Below are 15375 nucleotides of genomic sequence, written 5' to 3'. Positions count from 1 at the left end.
GACGTGTTCTCTGGTTAGGCTTGGGCACGTGCCGCGCTCTGCACGGCGCTCTGGATGGCGCGGCTGAGCTTGCTGGCGTATTCGGGATCGGTGGCGTAGCCGGCTTTCTGCAGCTCGGTCGCATAGGCCAGGGCCGAGTCGGTCTTTCCCATGGCTTTCTCGTAGCGCGGATTGCTGGTGATCAGGCGCGCGTAGTCGCGGAAGGACTCCTCGTAGGAGTCGTAGGCGCGGAACTTGGCCGTGACCTTGCGCGCCACGCCGTCGATGTATTCGGTGGTCGTGACCTCGGCGACCTTGCCCGTCCAGCCCTTGCCGGCCTTGATGCCGAACAGGTTGTGGGCATTGCTGCCATTGGCATTCTTGATTTCGCTCTTGCCCCAGCCGGTCTCGTGTCCGGCCTGGCCCAGCATGAAGGCGGCCGGAATGCCGCTTTCCTGCGCCACGCGTGCAGCGGCGTCGCCATGGTGGGCGACGAAGTTGTCACGGCCTTTGGGCGCGGGCGCGTAGGCGTTGACGGACTGGGCCGCGCTGCTGCGGCTGCCGCTCCAGGCGCCTGTGGTGCCATTGGCGCTGCCGGCCGTGCTGCGCCAGGCGATGCGGCTCATGCTCAGTGTGGAGGGCACGGAGATCTCGGCATCCTCGGCGGCTTCCGAGCCCATGGTGCGGGCCAGCTGGCGCGTGATGGCATCCGACAGGCCGCCGGGCTGGCCCGACATGGCCACCGACAGCTGCTGGTCCAGCATGTCGGTGCTGAGGTTGCCCTGTGCGCTGTCCAGCAGGCCGGACTTCATGGTGGCCTCGCGCATGCTCTTGATCATCTCGCGCATGAACAGCGATTCCAGCTGCTTGGCGGTTTCCTTCGCGGCCTGCGGACTGTTCTCGCCGGCCGCGAATTTGAGTGCGTTGAGGGATCGGGCGTCGGCCGCCAGCGCATTGCTGGCCGCAGTCTGCGATCCGTTGGGAAGTGCGATGCTCATATCACCTCCAGTTCGGCGTTGAGGGCGCCTGCTGCCTTGATGGCCTGCAGGATGGCCAGCAGGTCCTGGGGCGTGGCGCCCAGCGTGTTGAGTGCGCGCACCACGTCGGTCAGTTGCGGGGAGCCGGGCATGTTGATGATGTTGCCGGGCTCCTGCTTGATCTGGATGTCGGACTTCTGGGCCACCACGGTCTGGCCCTGCGAGAAGGCGCCCGGCTGGCTGATCACCGGCGTGGTGCTGATGGTGATGGCCAGGTTGCCATGCGCGATGGCGCAGGGGCCCAGGGTCACGGCCTGGTTGAGCACGATGGAGCCCGTGCGTGCATTGATCACGACCTTGGCCGAGGGCTTGGAGGTCTCGATCGGCATCTCCTGGATCTCGGCGATCATGCGCACGCGCGATCCCGGGTCCTGGGGCGCGGACACGCGCACGGTGCGCCCGTCCAGCGCCTGTGCCACGCCCTGGCCCATGCGCTGGTTGATGGCGCGCACCACCTTGTCGGCGGTCTGGAAATCGGTGGCGTTCAGGCCCAGCGTGATGCTGTCGCCTTCATTGATCGGGGTGGGTACGGCGCGCTCGACCTGGGCGCCCTGCGGCACGCGGCCTGCGCTCAGGTGGTTGATCTGCACCTTGGAGCCGCCGGCCGAGGCGCCGGCGCCGCCGACCACGAGGTTGCCCTGGGCCAGCGCATAGATCTCGCCATCGGCGCCGCGCAGCGGCGTGGCCACCAGGGTGCCGCCCTTGAGCGACTTGGCATTGCCCACGGAGGAGACCACCACGTCGATGGCCTGGCCCGGCTGGGCAAAGGCCGGCAGTTCGGCGGTGACGATCACCGCCGCCACGTTCTTGAGCTGCAGCTGGCCCGAATTGCCTGTGGCGGGCAGCGAGATGCCCATCTGCTCCAGGTAATTGGCCAGGGCCTGCTTGGTGTAGGGCATCTGGGTGGTCTGGTCGCCCGTGCCGTCGAGGCCGACCACCAGACCGTAGCCGGTCAACTGGTTGCTGCGCACGCCCTGGATGGCAGCGACCTCTTTGATGCGTGTTGCATGCGCCGGCAGGGTCAGCATGCTGGCGCCAAGGGCGGCTGCAACCCAGAAGGGGCGCTGCGCTTGGCGCAATGTCAGGAGCATGGACAGTACTTTCATGCTGTCCATTCTCCGGAGAATCAGAACGGCATAACGTTCAAAAAGAACCGGGACAACCAGCCAATTGACTGCGCTTCCCCGGCCTGTCCGCGGCTGCGCGATTCCACGCGCACATTGGCCACCTGGGTCGATGCGACCAGGCTGCCGGGCTGCATCGTGCGCGGGTCCACCGTGCCCGTGAAGCGCAGCACATCCACGTTGTGGTTCACGCCGATCTGCTTTTCTCCGGCGATCACCAGATGGCCGTTTGGCAGCACATCGACCACCGTCGTGCTGATGGCGCCCGTGAACGTGTTGTCGCTCGACGTCGAGCCCGAGCCCGTGTAGTCGTTGTTGTTGTTGAAACCGATGTTCGAGCGGTCCTTGAGATTGGCCAGCGCATTGCCCGAGAACAGCGGCAGCGCAGAAATCCCCGCCGTGGTCTTGTTGGAGCGCTTCAGGCCCGAATCCGACTTCTGGCTGGCCGTCACGCGCTCCACGATCTGCACCGTCACCATGTCCCCCACCAGGCGCGCGCGCCGGTTCTCGAAGCCGGGACGGTAGCTGGCGGCATTGAACAGGCTGCCCGTAGGGCTGCCCGCCACGGGCGCGGCCGGCATCAGCACCGGAGGCGCAGTGGACGGCATGTCCACCGGCGGTGGGTCATTGAGCGTCGTGCAGCCCGACAGGACTGCCGCCAGCGCCAGGCACGTGCCCGTCGCGGAAAGGGAGAAGGTTCGTTGGGTCATGGCGATGTTCCCGGGTTCAATGGTTCATGGCTGCGCATGCAGACCCCACCCTCGAGAACTGGCATGTCCCAGCCCAGGGACACCGAGGAAGGGCCGCCCCGCACCGAGGGTGTCGTCCCCCTCCCGCGCAGCGAGAGAGGGGGAAGCGGCGAAGCCGCTCAGGGGGAGAGATCGATTACAGCTGCGCCAGCTTGGCCAGCATCTGGTCCGAAGTCGTGATGGCCTTGGAATTCATTTCATAGGCGCGCTGGGTCTGGATCATGGTCACCAGCTCCTGCACCACGTTCACGTTCGAGCCTTCCAGGTAGCCCTGCTTGATCATGCCCATGCCGTTGACGCCGGGCTGGCCCTGCTGGGGCTGGCCCGAGGAAGCGGTCTCGGTGAACAGGTTCTGGCCACGCGGCTCCAGGCCGGCCGGATTGATGAACTGGCTCATGGCGATATTGCCCACCTGCTGGGGCGCGGCCTGTCCGGCCATGGTCACGCTGACCACGCCCTCGGGGCTAATCGACACCTTGGTCGCGCCCTGGGGAATGGTCACGCCGTTGGCGATGGGCATGCCGCTGGCTGTCACCAGCTGGCCCTGCGCATCGACCTGGAAGGAGCCGTCACGGGTATAGGCCGTCGTGCCGTCGGGCATGTTGACCTGGAAGAAGCCGTTGCCGTCGATGGCCACGTCCAACGCATTGTTGGACTGCTGCAGGGCGCCCTGCAGGAAATTGCGCGAGGTGGCCACCGTGCGCACACCCAGGCCCAGGTGCAGGCCCGTGGGCAGCTGGTTCTGCTCGGTCGTCTGCGAGCCGGACTGGCGCAGGTTCTGGTAGATCAGATCCTCGAACACCGCGCTGGCGCGCTTGTAGCCCGTGGTCGAGACGTTGGCCAGGTTATGGGAAATCACGTCCAGCTGGGTCTGCTGGGCTTCCATGCCGGTCTTGGAGATGAACAGTGAATTGATCATGGCGTTTTCCTTTTCAGTGCTTTCAGCCGTTCATGCTCAAGAGTTGGCTGGCCGTCTTGTCATTGGTTTCTGCCGTCTGCAGCAGGCGCATCTGGGTCTCGAACTGGCGGGCGGCGGCAATCATGCCGACCATGGTCTCCACCGAGTTCACGTTCGAGCCTTCGATGGCGCCGGACAGCAGGCGTGCGTTCTCGTCGTTGGGCAGCGGATCGCCGTCGCCCGTGCGGAACAGGCCGTCATTGCCGCGCACCAGCGCGGTGTCCTCGGGCGGCGTGGCCAGCTTGACGCGGCCCACGGCCACGGGCAGCTGGTTGCCGGTCTTGGCGGTCAGCGTGCCGTCCGAGCCCAGCGTGATCGTGGACTCGGGGGGAATGTCGATGGGGCCGCCGCCGTCGGACAGCACGGCCTGGCCGTTGCTGTTGACCAGCTGGCCCTCGGGGGAGACTTCGAACACGCCGTTGCGCGTGTAGGCCTCCTGGCCATCCAGGCCCTGGACGGCGAACCAGGCGCGGCCCATGGCCATGGCGTCCAGTGCGCGGCCCGTGCGCTGGGTGGGTCCGGGCGTGTCCACGTAGCCGGAGGTCGCCTCCAGCGCGAACACGCGCGTGCCCGCGCCGCTGCCCTGCAGGGGCACGGAGCGGAAGGTGGACATTTCGGCCCGGAAGCCGTTGGTGCCGGCATTGGCCAGGTTGTGGGCCAGCACGGACTGACGCTGCGCCGCTGCGTTGGCGCCCGTCATGGATGTGTAGATGATGCGGTCCATGCCGGCTCTCCTGACTCAGTTCTTGGCTATCAGCGCAGGTTCACCAGGGTCGAGAAGACCTGGTCCTGGGTCTTGATGGTCTGGGCATTGGCCTGGTAGGCGCGCTGCGCGGTCATCATGTTCACCAGCTCGGCGGTCAGGTCCACGTTGGAGTCTTCCAGCGCGCCCGAGCGCAGCGAGCCGAAGGTGCCCGACTCGGCGGTGCCGTTCAGGGCCGGGCCCGAATCCGAGGTCTCCACCCACTTGTTGTCGCCCACGGCGCCCAGGCCCTGGGTGTTGGTGAAGGCGGCCAGGGCCAGCTGGCCCTCGGTGCGCGTCACGCCGTTGGAGTAGGTGGCCACGATGGAGCCATCGTTGCCGACATTGATGCCGGTGAGCGCGCCAGCGGTATAGCCGTCCTGCTTGAGGCTGCTGACCGCGAACTTGGTGCCGAACTGGGAGACATTGGAAAAGTCCAGCGTCACACTGACGGAGCCCGGGGTTGGCGAATTGGGATTGTTGGTCTGGATGGAGGCAACCGCAGGGCTGGGAGCGACTGTCTTGAGCTTGCCTGCAGCGTCAAAGGTCAGTGTTGCCAGCAAGGTCGCTGTCTTGGGCGGGTTTGCCGTAGGGTCATCAAGGCCGTCATAGACCTTCCAGGTATTGGCGGTCGCGTCCTTCTCGAAGTACATCTGCACAGGTGTGGCCACGCCTTGGCTGTCGTAGACATTGACCGATGTGCCATAGGTGGCGCGAGGAGTGGCCGGGATCGGTGGCGTTTTGGTGGCATCGCCTGCAGCCACGGTGGCACGGGCATCGAGGTTGAGATTCACGTCGATCTTGGTCGTGGTCTTGGCAGCGATCGGCTGGCCCGAAGGAAAGACCATGGGCACGGGCTGGCCGCCGGCCAGCACCTTGCCCGTGGTGGCGTCCACGGGGTAGCCCATGACGTTGTCGCCCTGCACGGTCTTGAGGTTGCCCTGCTTGTCCAGGCCGAAGTTGCCGGCGCGCGTATAGGCCGTGCTGCCGTCGGGCTGGCGCACGACGAAGAAGCCGTTGCCGTTGATGGCCACGTCCAGGTTGTTGCCCGTGGTGGTGATCGGGCCCTGGCGGAACTGCTGGGTCACGGCGGCCACATTGACGCCGATGCCGCTGTTCTGGCCGCTGGCCGAACCCACGGCGCTGGCCACGGCCTCGGCGAACTCGGCGCGCGAGGACTTGAAGCCCGTGGTGTTGGCGTTGGCGATGTTGTGGCCGATCACGTCCAGGTTCTTGCTGGCGGCGTTCAGACCCGAGAGGCCTTGTTGGAATCCCATGGTGTGCTCCTGCGATGTATTTGGGTGGATGGTGCGGGGGTCAGTACACGGCCTTGACGGAGGCGTAGGCGACGTTGGTGCCGTCGTCCAGCTCCAGCGTCAGCTTGCCGTCGGTGGTGCCTGTGGCGAGCACCGCATGGGGCGACAGCGTGGTCGAGGCCACGACCGTGTCGGCATTCGTGGCCTGCACCGTGTAGCGCAGCTGGCTGGCGTCGCCCGTGTACTTGCTGCCGTCCCAGGTGAAGTAGTTGCGGCCAGCGGTGCCGCTGCCCAGCTCGACGGTGTCCACCAGCTCGCCGCTGGCGGTGGTGATCTGCACCTTCACGTCGGCGGCCGGGCCTTCGAGGTCGAAGGCAGCCGTATAGGACTTTTCCTTGCCCACGCCCAGGGTGTTGCCTTCGGTCAGCACGGTGCGGCCGATCATCTGCGTGCCCTGCAGCACCTGCATGGCGGTGAACTGGCCGGCCATGCTTTCCATGGTCTTGTTCAACTGCTGGATGCCGGTGACGGTGTTGATCTGCGCCATCTGCGAGGTCATCTGCGCGTTGTCCATGGGATTCATGGGATCCTGGTTGTTCAACTGCGCGACCAGCAGCTTCAGGAAACGGTCCTGCGCCGCCGCGGGGTCGGTGGTCGAATTGCTCGTGGCGGACTTGTTGTTGATGTCGGCCGTGCTGGCGACGCTGCCTGCGCCATAGATCATGGGAGTGGCTCCTGGAAAGTGGTGCGGACGGGGCTCACTGGCCCATCTGCAGGGTTTTGAGCAGCAGCGACTTGGTCGTGTTCATGACCTCGACGTTGTTCTGGTAGGAGCGCGAGGCCGAGATCATGTTGACCATCTCGTCCACGGCGCTGACGTTGGAGTGCGTCACATAGCCTTCGGCATCGGCCAGCGGGTGCTGGGGGTCGTGGATGCGGCGGCCGGGCGTGTTGTCCTGGCTGATGGCGCTGACGCGCACGCCAGAGGAGCCTTCCTCGCCCATGGCCACGGTCTGGAAGACCACCTGGCGCGCCTGGTAGGCCTTGCCGTCGGGGCCGGCCACGGCATCGACGTTGGCCAGATTCGAGGCCACGACGTTCAGGCGCTGCGATTGGGCGCTGACGGCACTGCCGGAGATGCTGAAGATGGAGAACATTGACATGGGAAAGCTCCTGTGGTCTGTGGCGCCGGCTTACTGGCCCTGGATGGCCGACAGCATGGTCTTGGCCTGGCCGTTCAGAAAGCGCAGCGTGGCTTCGTAGCGCACGGCGTTGTCGACGAAGTTGGCGCGTTCGCGGTCCAGGTCCACGGTGTTGTTGTCCATGTTGGTCTGGGCCTGCACCGAGTAGCCGAGATGGCTTTGCGCGCTCTGCCCCGAGGCGGCGGCAGGCAGGGGAATGTGTCCGCCCTGGCTGACGCTGGCCAGCGTCATGGGCGAGGGGCCGGAGGTAACGGCCGTCAGCGCCTCGCGAAAATTGAAGTCGCGCGCCACATAGCCCGGGGTGTCGGCATTGGCGATGTTGCTGGCGATTGCACGCTGGCGCTCGGCGCGCAGCACCAGCGCCTTGCTCTGGAAGTCCAGTCGTTCAGTCATCTTGTCGAGCATGTCGGCCTCGCCCTCTGGGATTTGCGGTGATCGGTTGACGAAATGGCGGCAGCCCACGGACTGCGGCATGCGTCGATTATGGAAATCGGGCCCGAACGCTAAAGCGCGAAGAAAGCGCGTTTGCCTGCGCAGTTCGGCGCTTCGGAAAAGAGCGCTCGCCCTATATTTGCTGGCATCGCTCCAGGTGTCCCACCCATCCTGACGGGAGGCCGGAGCAAGTCAGGAGCCACAGCCATGCCGAACTTCAGCACCGCCCATTCGCCATCCGCCGTCCGAGCCCTCGCTCGCGCCGCCGCATGCGCTGCGCTTGCCGCTGGAGCGTCGCTGGCAGGCCCTGCCTTCGCGCAAAACGCTCCTGACGGTGCAGCCCAGCTCAGCCAGATCGGCCAGCGCTTTGCCGACGAGGCCCTGCAGCAAGGCATGGCCGGCGCGGGCGCCTTGCCCCTGCGCATGGAAGTGCAGATGGGCCAGCTCGATCCCCGCCTGCGCCTGGCCGCCTGCGCCAAGGTCGAACCCTATTTGCCCGCAGGCTCGCGCCTGTGGGGCCGTACCCGCCTGGGTCTGCGCTGCCTGCAGGGCGCCGTGGCCTGGAATGTGTTCCTGCCCATCACGGTCAAGGCCTGGGGGCCGGCCTGGGTGCTGCAAAACGGTGTGCCTTCGGGCCGCCCGCTGTCGGCCGACGATGCCGTCCAGGCCGAAGTGGACTGGGCCGAGGAATCGGCCGCCGTCTACGCCAACCAGCAGGACTGGGTGGGCCTGGTGGCCTCCCGCCCGCTGGCCGCAGGCCAGGCGCTGCGCCAGAACATGCTGCGCACGCCGGCGCTGTTCGCGGTGGGTGCCGAAGTGCGTGTGCTGGTCAACGGTGGTGGTTTTTCCGTCACATCGTCGGGCAAGGCCATGTCGGCCGCCGGCGAAGGCCAGACCGTGCGGGTTCGCATGGATAATGGCCGGCTCATCTCCGGGGTGGTGAATCCCGAGGGCGTGGTGCTGGTCCAGTAAAAAAACCTCAAGTTTTGTTCCAGGCAGTCGAAAGCTAGGCACAGCGCCTCACGCCGCCAGGGCGATTGGAGAATCAAGATGAAGATAGGTCAAAAACCGGAACTGCCCGCCGCTGCCTCCCAGGCCGCCGCCAAGCAGCCCAAGACAGCCAGCACCATTGCCACCGAGGAATCCTCCGCCCAGGCCCAGCCTGCCAAGGCGGCCGGTGTTCCCGTGTCGTTCTCGACCTCGGCCCGCGCACTGGACCAATCTGGTCGCGCCACGGCCGACTTCGATGCCAACCGCGTCAAGGAAATCCGCGAAGCCATTGCCAACGGCACCTTCCGCGTGAACGCCGACGCCGTGGCCGACAAGCTGCTGGCCAACTCCGAAGAATTCCTCTCGCACTCGCGCGTCTGAGCGCGGGTTCGGTTCTTTCTCGGTTTTCCTTCCGGCGCGAGCACGCGCTTTCTTTTTTCAGCAAGGCCTGTCCCATGACTCTCAGCGAGATGCTCGATTCCCTGGACGCGGTGGTCCGGATGGTGTCCGCCTCGCTGCAATCGAAGGATGCGGTCGCGCTGGAGCAGTCCAGCACCCGGCTGCGCGATGCCATGGCGGCGTTCTCCGAGCTGGCCCGGCGCTTCAGCGCGGCCGACTGGACGCAGGAGCTGCGCGAACGCGCCCAGGCGCTGGGCGAGCAGATGGCCATGCAGCGCGACCAGCTGGCACGCATGGCCGTGGTGGCCCAGAGCCAGGCGGCGGCGCTGATTCCCCAGACTTCGGACCAGGCCACGTATGGACGCGACCTGTATGGACATCCCCATGCCGGACCGGGCAAGGCGCGCATCTACCACTCGGCCAGCTGAAGCCGCGTCCCTTTTTTCTCTCTCTTCTCTCTTCTCTCTTCCCGCTGCTCAACCCTCCGGCATCCGTGCCCGAGGGTTTTGTCTTTTCCGGGCTGGGATTCGGTTGAATGAATCTGCGCGGAGGGCGCAGGCATGGCTGGAGCTTGGGCGTACCCATCCATGCGCGGGATGAGGCTGCGCTTGGTCAAAGAGGTGGAGGCGGGGGAGTGCTGGATGGCCGTGCGCAGGAAGGGCGGCCAGGAATGAGGGACGGCCAGAGGCCGGATCCGGGGAAAACGAAGCAAGGACCCTGAAGACGGCAAGATCCGAAATGCGCGGAAATGACGCTGCCATGCAATGGCAATGGCAATGGCAATGCAAGCGCAATGGCGCGCGCAAATCCCGTTCGGTCTGCGGTTTGCGGTCTGCGATCTGAGGAGGCAAAGAGGGTCCGGCCGGGGCCGGACGTCCTCACACCTGCATGTTCATCACGTCGGTATAGGCCTGCACGAGCCGGTTGCGCACCTGCATCGTGGCCTGGAAGCCGATCTGCGCCTTTTGCATGGCGATCATGGTTTCTTCGAGGCTGACGGCCGGGTTCTCCAACTGCACCTCACGCTGCAGCTGGCTGGAGTTGTTCTGGGCTGAACTGACGGACTGCAGCGCGCCTTGGAGGGCCTGGCTGAAGCCGCCAGCCGCCACTTTGGTCGATGCGTCGCCTGCGCCCACGCCTTTGGGGAGCTGGGTGCCGTACAGGGGAGAGGTGGTACTGGGGATGCGAAGGTCCATGACACATTCCATCGGAGTTAGCAAGATGACGAGATCGTAGGGCGGCAGGGTTTTCGCATCGCGGCAAATAGACGGCCAAACGGCGCGCTTATCGGGCGAATGTGAAGCGGCGGACTTCGAATAATCGGCAGCACGCTAGGGTCCTGTGTGTGCAGGGCTCGAACACCTGGAACCAAGATGTCTGCTGTCGCTGAAATCCCTGTCCCTCAAGCCACTCCCGTGCCCCAGCCTGCCTTGCAGCAGCGCTGGACGGCCATGGACCGTGGCGCGCGCCTGCGTTGGGGCGCGATCGCCGTGCTGCTGGTCGTCGCCCTGGGTGCGGCGGCCATGTTCTACCGCCAGCCGGACTACAAGGTGCTGTTCTCCAACCTGAGCGACAAGGATGGCGGCGCCATCGTCGCCCAGCTGTCGCAGATGAACGTGCCTTACCGCTACACGGAAGGCGGCGGTGCCATCCTCATCCCGTCCGACCGCGTGCACGATGTGCGCCTGAAGCTGGCCACCCAGGGCCTGCCCAAGGGTTCGGTGACGGGTTTCGAGCTGATGGAGAACAGCAAGTTCGGCATCACCCAGTTCCAGGAACGCCTCAATTTCCAGCGCGGCCTTGAAGGCGAGCTGACGCGCTCCATCCAGGCCCTGGCCGCCGTGCAAAGCGCACGCGTGCACCTGGCCCTGCCCAATCAGAACGGCTTTTTCCGCGAGCAGCAAAAGCCCTCGGCCTCGGTGCTGCTGAGCCTGTACCCGGGCCGCGTGCTGGATCGCACGCAGATCGCGGGCATCGTGCACCTGGTGGCCTCCAGCGTGCCCGAGATGGCGCCCACGGCCGTGAGCATCCTGGACGACTCGGGCAAGCTGCTGTCGCAGTCGCCCGACGGCAACGCTAACGCCGTGGACATGCAGCAGCTGAACTACACCCAGCAGATCGAGCAGCAGTACGTGCGCCGCATCCTGGAGATCCTGGAGCCCGTGGTCGGCAAGAACAATGTGAAGGCGCAGGTCTCGGCCGAGATGGATTTCAGCCAGACCGAATCGACTTCGGAGCAGCACCGCCCCAACCAGTCCTCCGACGCGGGCGTGGTGCGCAGCCAGCAGGTGGTGGAAAGCTCGGGCGAGCAAAAGCCGCCCCAGCCCACGGGCATTCCCGGCGCCACCAGCAACCAGCCGCCCCAGAACGCTTCCGCGCCCGTCAACGGCGCCAATCCCGCGCCCCAGGCGGCCGACGGCCAGAACGCCGCCCGCGCTGCCAGCAAGCGCGAGTCCATCACCAATTACGAAGTGGACAAGACCGTGCGCCATACACGCGGCAGCACGGGCAGCATCAAGCGCCTGACGGCCGCTGTGGTCATCAATGCGCCCCTGGTGGCTGCCCCTGCGCCGGCCGCTGCCGGTGCGGCCGGTGCGGCAACCGATGCAGCCACCGTCGCTGCCGCCGCACGCGGCCTGACGGCGGCGCAGCAGGCGCAACTGCTGACCCTGGTGCGCGAGACCGTGGGCTACAGCGCCGAGCGCGGCGACTCGGTCAACCTGGTCAGCACGCCCTTTGTGCAGGACGAAGTGCCCGCCGATGTGCCGCTGTGGCGCCAACCCGAAGTGCTGGCCATGGCCCGCAGCCTGGGCGTGCCCATCGGCCTGGCCCTGTTCGGCGCCATCTTGCTGCTGGGCCTGGTGCGACCCATGCTCAAGGGCCGCAAGACGGTGGCCGTGGGCGGACAGCTCAATGCCATCGAAGGCGAGCAGCTGGACCGTCCGGCGCTGGCTGCACCCGCTGTCGATCTTTCGCCCACTCAGGAGCAAGTGCGCCTGGAGCAGGCGCGCCAACTGGCCAAGCAGAACCCGATCGCGGTGGCCAACATCGTCAAGACCTGGATCAACGGCGAGGCCACCTGAGCCTCTCAAAACACGGATTGCTGAGATATGGACGAACGAGGCCTGAACGACGCCGCCATCTTGCTGGTCTCCCTGGGCGAGGAGGAAGCGGCCGAGGTGTTCAAGCACCTCACCCCGAAGGAAGTGCAAAAGCTCGGCGAGACCATTGCGCACATGCGCGGTGTCTCGCGCGAGAAGGTGGACTTCGTCATCAACCGCTTTGCCGATGACGCGGCCGCGCAAAGCCTGCTGGTGGACGACGCCAGCGGCTATGTGCGCTCGGTGCTCAAGCGCGCCCTGGGCGACGACAAGGCGGCGCTGCTGATCGACCGCATCCTGCAGGGCGGCGATGTCTCCGGCATCGAAAGCCTCAAGTGGATGGACCCGCTGTCCGTGGCCGAACTGCTGCGCGGCGAGCATCCGCAGATCGTGGCCGCCATCCTCGTGCACCTGGAGCACGAGCAGGCCGCTGCCGTCCTGATGCAGCTGCCCGAGCGTTTCCGCAGCGAAGTCATGCTGCGCGTGGCCACGCTGGAAGGCATTCAGCCGACCGCGCTCAAGGACCTCAACGAGGTGCTGTTCCAGGTGCTGGCCGGCGGCGACAAGATCCGCAAGACCTCGCTGGGCGGCGTCAAGACGGCGGCCGAGATGATCAACAACCTCGGCGGCAATGCCGACGTGGCCGTGCTGGACACCATCCGCAACTACGACCCGGACCTCGCCCAGAAGATCATGGACAAGATGTTCGTGTTCGACGATCTGGTCAAGCTGGACGACCGCTCGGTGCAGCTGGTGCTGCGCGAGGTGGTGTCCGAGACGCTGATCATCGCGCTCAAGGGCGGTTCGATGGAAGTGCGCGACAAGATTCTGGCCAACATGTCCATGCGTGCCGCCGAGTCGCTGCGCGAGGACCTGGAAGGCCGCGGCCCGATGCGCCTGTCCGAAGTGGAAGCGCAGCAAAAGGAAATCCTGAAGGTGGTGCGTCGCCTGGCCGAAGAAGGCCAGATCACCATCGGCAGCGGTGCGGAAGACAGCTATGTCTAACGGCATGAACTCGCGCTTCATCCCTTCCGAGGAGATCGACGAGCGCCAGGTGGTGCAGTGGCGCTTCGGCGCCGTGGACCACATGGGCGGCCTGAAAAGCCTGCCCAGCCTCGCGGGGCTGCCGGACATCCAGGGTGCGCCCGCCGCATCCGGTGCACAGGCTGCGCATGGCGGCGCGGGCATGGCGCGCGCGCCTGCCTCCTCGTCGGGCTTTCACAGCCTGTCGCTGCCCGGCCGCTCCGATGCGCCCCGGCTGGAGGCCGACTCCATGGTGCTGGATGTCGAAGCCGACACGCCGGGCGCCCCGGCCTCCACCGCCCCCGCAGTGGATGAGGAACAACTGCATGCCCTGCTGGAACAGGCACGCGCCGAAGGCCATGCCGAGGGCCTGGAGCAGGGCCGCCAGGAAGCCCAGCAGCAGTGGCAGCAACACATGGATGACTACGTCTCCGGCACGGGCCGCGAGACGGCGCAGCGCGTGGACGCGCTGCTGTCCGGCCTGGATGCCGGCTTCAAGCAGCTGCAGACGGATGCAGCGCAGGAACTGCTCAACCTGGCCTGCGACATTGCGCGCCAGGTGGTCCGCCAGGAGCTGCGCAGCCAGCCCCAGGCCCTGTTGCCCGTGGTGCGCGAGGCGCTGGACATGCTGGCCGCCGACGGCCGCGCCGCCACCGTGCGCCTGAACCCCGCCGACTTCGCCGTGCTGGACGAGGCGCTGCGCGCCGAGCATGGCGCCCAGTCCAAGGTGCAGTGGATCAGCGACGCCTCCGTGGCCCAGGGCGATGTGCGCGTGGAATCGGGCGGCGCCCAGGTCGATGCCGGCATGGACAAGCGCTGGCGGCGCGCCGTGGCCGCGCTGGGCCTGGTCTCCACCTGGTATGACGGAGAACGCGATGCCGGTTGATGCCCCGCTGGCCGACGCCGCCAAACTGACCCCCGAGCCTGCCGCCAGGCCCTGGCAGCAACTGCTGTCCAATGCCCGCGCCCGCCTGCAAGGCGACATTCCCCTGGAAACCCACGGCACGCTCACGCGCCTGACCGGCCTGGTGCTGGAGGCAACGGGCCTGCAGGTGCCCGTGGGCTCGCAGTGCTGGATACGCCAGCAGGGCCAGGACCCGGTGCTGGCCGAGGTCGTCGGCTTTGCCGGCGAGCGTGCGTTTCTCATGCCTGCGGGCGACATCCAGGGCCTGTCCAGCGGCGCCATCGTGACGCCGGCCGAACCCTTTGTCGCACCGCTGCGCTTTGGCGACGGTGTCGAGCCGCCCGTGTCCCTGGCGGCCGGCGTGCTGCGCCTGCCCATTGGCAGCGGCCTGCTGGGCCGTGTCGTGGATTCGCAGGGCCAGCCCCTGGACCATGGCGGCCCGCTGGCCGACGTGAGCGCCGATCTGCTGGACCGCAACCCCATCAACGCCATGGACCGCGACCCGGTGCGCGAGACGCTGGACACCGGCGTGCGCTCGCTCAACGCCCTGCTCACCGTGGGCCGGGGCCAGCGTCTGGGCCTGTTCGCGGGCTCGGGCGTGGGCAAGTCCGTGCTGCTGGGCATGATGGCGCGCTACACCCAGGCGGACGTGATCGTGGTCGGCCTGATCGGCGAACGCGGCCGCGAGGTCAAGGAATTCGTCGAGGACATCCTCGGCGCGCAGGACCGCAGCCGCGCCGTGGTCGTGGCCGCGCCGGCCGATGCGCCGCCGTTGCTGCGCATGCAGGGCGCCGCCTATGCCACGGCCATTGCCGAGCATTTCCGCGACAAGGGCCAGCATGTGCTGCTGCTCATGGACTCGCTCACCCGCTATGCCATGGCCCAGCGCGAGATCGCCCTGGCCATTGGCGAGCCGCCGGCCACCAAGGGCTATCCGCCGTCGTGCTTTGCCAAGCTGCCGGCCCTGGTCGAGCGCAGCGGCAACGGCCTCAACGGCGTGGGCTCGATCACGGCCTTCTACACCGTGCTGTCCGAAGGCGACGACCAGCAGGACCCTATTGCCGACGCGGCGCGCGCCATTCTGGACGGCCACGTCGTGCTGTCGCGGGCGCTGGCCGAGTCGGGCCACTACCCGGCCATCGATATCGAGCAATCGGCCTCGCGCGTGATGCACAACGTGGTCTCGCGCGAGCACTTCGAGCTGGCACGGCGCTTTCGCGCTGTCTATTCGCGCTACCAGAAGGGGCGGGACCTGGTCCAGGTCGGCGCCTACATGGCGGGCTCGGACCCGCAGATGGATGAGGCGATACGCCTGCAGCCGGCCATGGCGGCCTTTCTGCAGCAAAGCATGTTCGAGTCGGCTTCCATGGACGAGAGCATCTCGGGCATGGCTGCCGCACTCGGTGGGCAGTGACGCGGCGACGCGGCATTGCCAAAACGCGACCAACGCGATAACGAACACAGGGAGGAAACCCCGGT

At 66.7% G+C, this 15375-nt stretch carries 17 protein-coding genes; 7 read left to right on the top strand and 10 right to left on the bottom strand.

Annotated features, from left to right (window positions below; translation table 11 throughout):
- Positions 1-14: 14 nt before the first annotated feature.
- The 9 genes from flgJ to flgB all read right to left on the bottom strand — a co-directional run bounded on the left by flgJ (position 15) and on the right by flgB (position 7452).
- Positions 15-977 carry a flagellar assembly peptidoglycan hydrolase FlgJ gene (gene flgJ / locus ACM14_RS14500; protein ID WP_012202557.1) on the bottom strand — a complete coding sequence of 321 codons (963 nt, stop codon included), beginning with the start codon at positions 975-977 and terminating at the stop codon, positions 15-17.
- A complete protein-coding gene (locus tag ACM14_RS14495) occupies positions 974-2122 on the bottom strand; it encodes a flagellar basal body P-ring protein FlgI (protein WP_012202558.1) in 1149 nt (382 codons plus the stop codon). The genes flgJ and ACM14_RS14495 overlap by 4 nt, the downstream gene beginning before the upstream one ends.
- Positions 2123-2142: 20 nt before the next feature.
- Positions 2143-2850, bottom strand: coding sequence for a flagellar basal body L-ring protein FlgH (locus ACM14_RS14490; protein ID WP_013800361.1), 708 nt, complete (start codon positions 2848-2850; stop codon positions 2143-2145).
- A gap of 175 nt (positions 2851-3025) precedes the next feature.
- The gene (flgG, locus tag ACM14_RS14485; protein ID WP_013800362.1) at positions 3026-3808 is read right to left on the bottom strand and encodes a flagellar basal-body rod protein FlgG; all 783 of its coding nucleotides are present in this window, start codon (positions 3806-3808) and stop codon (positions 3026-3028) included.
- A 22-nt stretch (positions 3809-3830) separates the two neighbouring features.
- Complete coding sequence (locus tag ACM14_RS14480) at positions 3831-4571, bottom strand: flagellar basal body rod protein FlgF (RefSeq protein WP_012202561.1); 741 nt, start codon at positions 4569-4571, stop codon at positions 3831-3833.
- A gap of 29 nt (positions 4572-4600) precedes the next feature.
- The gene (gene flgE / locus ACM14_RS14475; RefSeq protein ID WP_065346518.1) at positions 4601-5866 is read right to left on the bottom strand and encodes a flagellar hook protein FlgE; all 1266 of its coding nucleotides are present in this window, start codon (positions 5864-5866) and stop codon (positions 4601-4603) included.
- Positions 5867-5906: 40 nt separating this feature from the next.
- A complete protein-coding gene (locus tag ACM14_RS14470; RefSeq protein WP_012202563.1) occupies positions 5907-6569 on the bottom strand; it encodes a flagellar hook assembly protein FlgD in 663 nt (220 codons plus the stop codon).
- Positions 6570-6603: 34 nt separating this feature from the next.
- Entirely contained in the window at positions 6604-7008 is a 405-nt protein-coding gene (gene flgC / locus ACM14_RS14465) for a flagellar basal body rod protein FlgC (protein WP_012202564.1), read from the bottom strand.
- Between the two features lie 30 nt (positions 7009-7038).
- Positions 7039-7452 carry a flagellar basal body rod protein FlgB gene (gene flgB, locus ACM14_RS14460; RefSeq protein ID WP_013800365.1) on the bottom strand — a complete coding sequence of 138 codons (414 nt, stop codon included), beginning with the start codon at positions 7450-7452 and terminating at the stop codon, positions 7039-7041.
- Positions 7453-7686: 234 nt separating this feature from the next.
- Between flgB and flgA the strand changes: the two genes are divergently transcribed.
- The 3 genes from flgA (at position 7687) to ACM14_RS14445 (ending at position 9296) form a co-directional block, all read left to right on the top strand.
- On the top strand, positions 7687-8451 hold the full coding sequence (flgA, locus tag ACM14_RS14455) for a flagellar basal body P-ring formation chaperone FlgA (protein ID WP_013800366.1): 765 nt from the start codon (positions 7687-7689) through the stop codon (positions 8449-8451).
- 78 nt (positions 8452-8529) lie between these two features.
- Positions 8530-8850: a flagellar biosynthesis anti-sigma factor FlgM gene (flgM, locus tag ACM14_RS14450; RefSeq protein WP_012202567.1), complete on the top strand. Its 321-nt coding sequence runs from the start codon at positions 8530-8532 to the stop codon at positions 8848-8850.
- 74 nt (positions 8851-8924) lie between these two features.
- Positions 8925-9296, top strand: a complete 372-nt coding sequence (locus ACM14_RS14445) for a hypothetical protein (RefSeq protein WP_012202568.1) — start codon at positions 8925-8927, stop codon at positions 9294-9296.
- Between the two features lie 450 nt (positions 9297-9746).
- Here the strand turns inward: ACM14_RS14445 and fliE are convergent, their stop codons facing one another.
- Positions 9747-10064, bottom strand: coding sequence for a flagellar hook-basal body complex protein FliE (fliE, locus tag ACM14_RS14440; RefSeq protein WP_013800367.1), 318 nt, complete (start codon positions 10062-10064; stop codon positions 9747-9749).
- 177 nt (positions 10065-10241) lie between these two features.
- Here fliE and fliF point away from each other — a divergent pair, with 177 nt between their 5' ends.
- From fliF to fliI, 4 genes are read left to right on the top strand one after another with little or no spacing between them, the layout of a single operon-like run.
- Positions 10242-11951, top strand: a complete 1710-nt coding sequence (fliF, locus tag ACM14_RS14435; protein ID WP_063327630.1) for a flagellar basal-body MS-ring/collar protein FliF — start codon at positions 10242-10244, stop codon at positions 11949-11951.
- 27 nt (positions 11952-11978) lie between these two features.
- Positions 11979-12974 carry a flagellar motor switch protein FliG gene (gene fliG / locus ACM14_RS14430; RefSeq protein ID WP_012202571.1) on the top strand — a complete coding sequence of 332 codons (996 nt, stop codon included), beginning with the start codon at positions 11979-11981 and terminating at the stop codon, positions 12972-12974.
- Positions 12967-13878 (top strand): FliH/SctL family protein, encoded by a 912-nt coding sequence (locus ACM14_RS14425; RefSeq protein ID WP_065346517.1) that lies wholly within the window; start codon positions 12967-12969, stop codon positions 13876-13878. The genes fliG and ACM14_RS14425 overlap by 8 nt, the downstream gene beginning before the upstream one ends.
- Positions 13868-15310, top strand: coding sequence for a flagellar protein export ATPase FliI (gene fliI, locus ACM14_RS14420; RefSeq protein WP_012202573.1), 1443 nt, complete (start codon positions 13868-13870; stop codon positions 15308-15310). The genes ACM14_RS14425 and fliI overlap by 11 nt, the downstream gene beginning before the upstream one ends.
- Positions 15311-15375: the final 65 nt, after the last annotated feature.

The sequence above is a fragment of the Delftia sp. JD2 genome, assembly GCF_001682645.1.
Lineage (GTDB): Bacteria > Pseudomonadota > Gammaproteobacteria > Burkholderiales > Burkholderiaceae_C > Comamonas > Comamonas acidovorans.
Note: the sequence above shows the minus strand (reverse complement) of the source record. Positions and strands in the feature narration are given on the sequence as shown.

What these genes read in the sequence shown, in the direction of transcription:
- ACM14_RS14480 (WP_012202561.1), bottom strand. Translation starts at nt 4,571, where the DNA reads ATGGACCGCATCATCTACACATCCATGACGGGCGCCAACGCAGCGGCG.
- ACM14_RS14495 (WP_012202558.1), bottom strand. Translation starts at nt 2,122, where the DNA reads ATGAAAGTACTGTCCATGCTCCTGACATTGCGCCAAGCGCAGCGCCCC.
- fliE (WP_013800367.1), bottom strand. Translation starts at nt 10,064, where the DNA reads ATGGACCTTCGCATCCCCAGTACCACCTCTCCCCTGTACGGCACCCAG.
- flgG (WP_013800362.1), bottom strand. Translation starts at nt 3,808, where the DNA reads ATGATCAATTCACTGTTCATCTCCAAGACCGGCATGGAAGCCCAGCAG.
- ACM14_RS14425 (WP_065346517.1), top strand. Translation starts at nt 12,967, where the DNA reads ATGTCTAACGGCATGAACTCGCGCTTCATCCCTTCCGAGGAGATCGAC.
- flgC (WP_012202564.1), bottom strand. Translation starts at nt 7,008, where the DNA reads ATGTCAATGTTCTCCATCTTCAGCATCTCCGGCAGTGCCGTCAGCGCC.
- flgJ (WP_012202557.1), bottom strand. Translation starts at nt 977, where the DNA reads ATGAGCATCGCACTTCCCAACGGATCGCAGACTGCGGCCAGCAATGCG.
- ACM14_RS14445 (WP_012202568.1), top strand. Translation starts at nt 8,925, where the DNA reads ATGACTCTCAGCGAGATGCTCGATTCCCTGGACGCGGTGGTCCGGATG.
- flgB (WP_013800365.1), bottom strand. Translation starts at nt 7,452, where the DNA reads ATGCTCGACAAGATGACTGAACGACTGGACTTCCAGAGCAAGGCGCTG.
- fliG (WP_012202571.1), top strand. Translation starts at nt 11,979, where the DNA reads ATGGACGAACGAGGCCTGAACGACGCCGCCATCTTGCTGGTCTCCCTG.
- ACM14_RS14490 (WP_013800361.1), bottom strand. Translation starts at nt 2,850, where the DNA reads ATGACCCAACGAACCTTCTCCCTTTCCGCGACGGGCACGTGCCTGGCG.
- flgM (WP_012202567.1), top strand. Translation starts at nt 8,530, where the DNA reads ATGAAGATAGGTCAAAAACCGGAACTGCCCGCCGCTGCCTCCCAGGCC.
- ACM14_RS14470 (WP_012202563.1), bottom strand. Translation starts at nt 6,569, where the DNA reads ATGATCTATGGCGCAGGCAGCGTCGCCAGCACGGCCGACATCAACAAC.
- fliI (WP_012202573.1), top strand. Translation starts at nt 13,868, where the DNA reads ATGCCGGTTGATGCCCCGCTGGCCGACGCCGCCAAACTGACCCCCGAG.
- fliF (WP_063327630.1), top strand. Translation starts at nt 10,242, where the DNA reads ATGTCTGCTGTCGCTGAAATCCCTGTCCCTCAAGCCACTCCCGTGCCC.
- flgE (WP_065346518.1), bottom strand. Translation starts at nt 5,866, where the DNA reads ATGGGATTCCAACAAGGCCTCTCGGGTCTGAACGCCGCCAGCAAGAAC.
- flgA (WP_013800366.1), top strand. Translation starts at nt 7,687, where the DNA reads ATGCCGAACTTCAGCACCGCCCATTCGCCATCCGCCGTCCGAGCCCTC.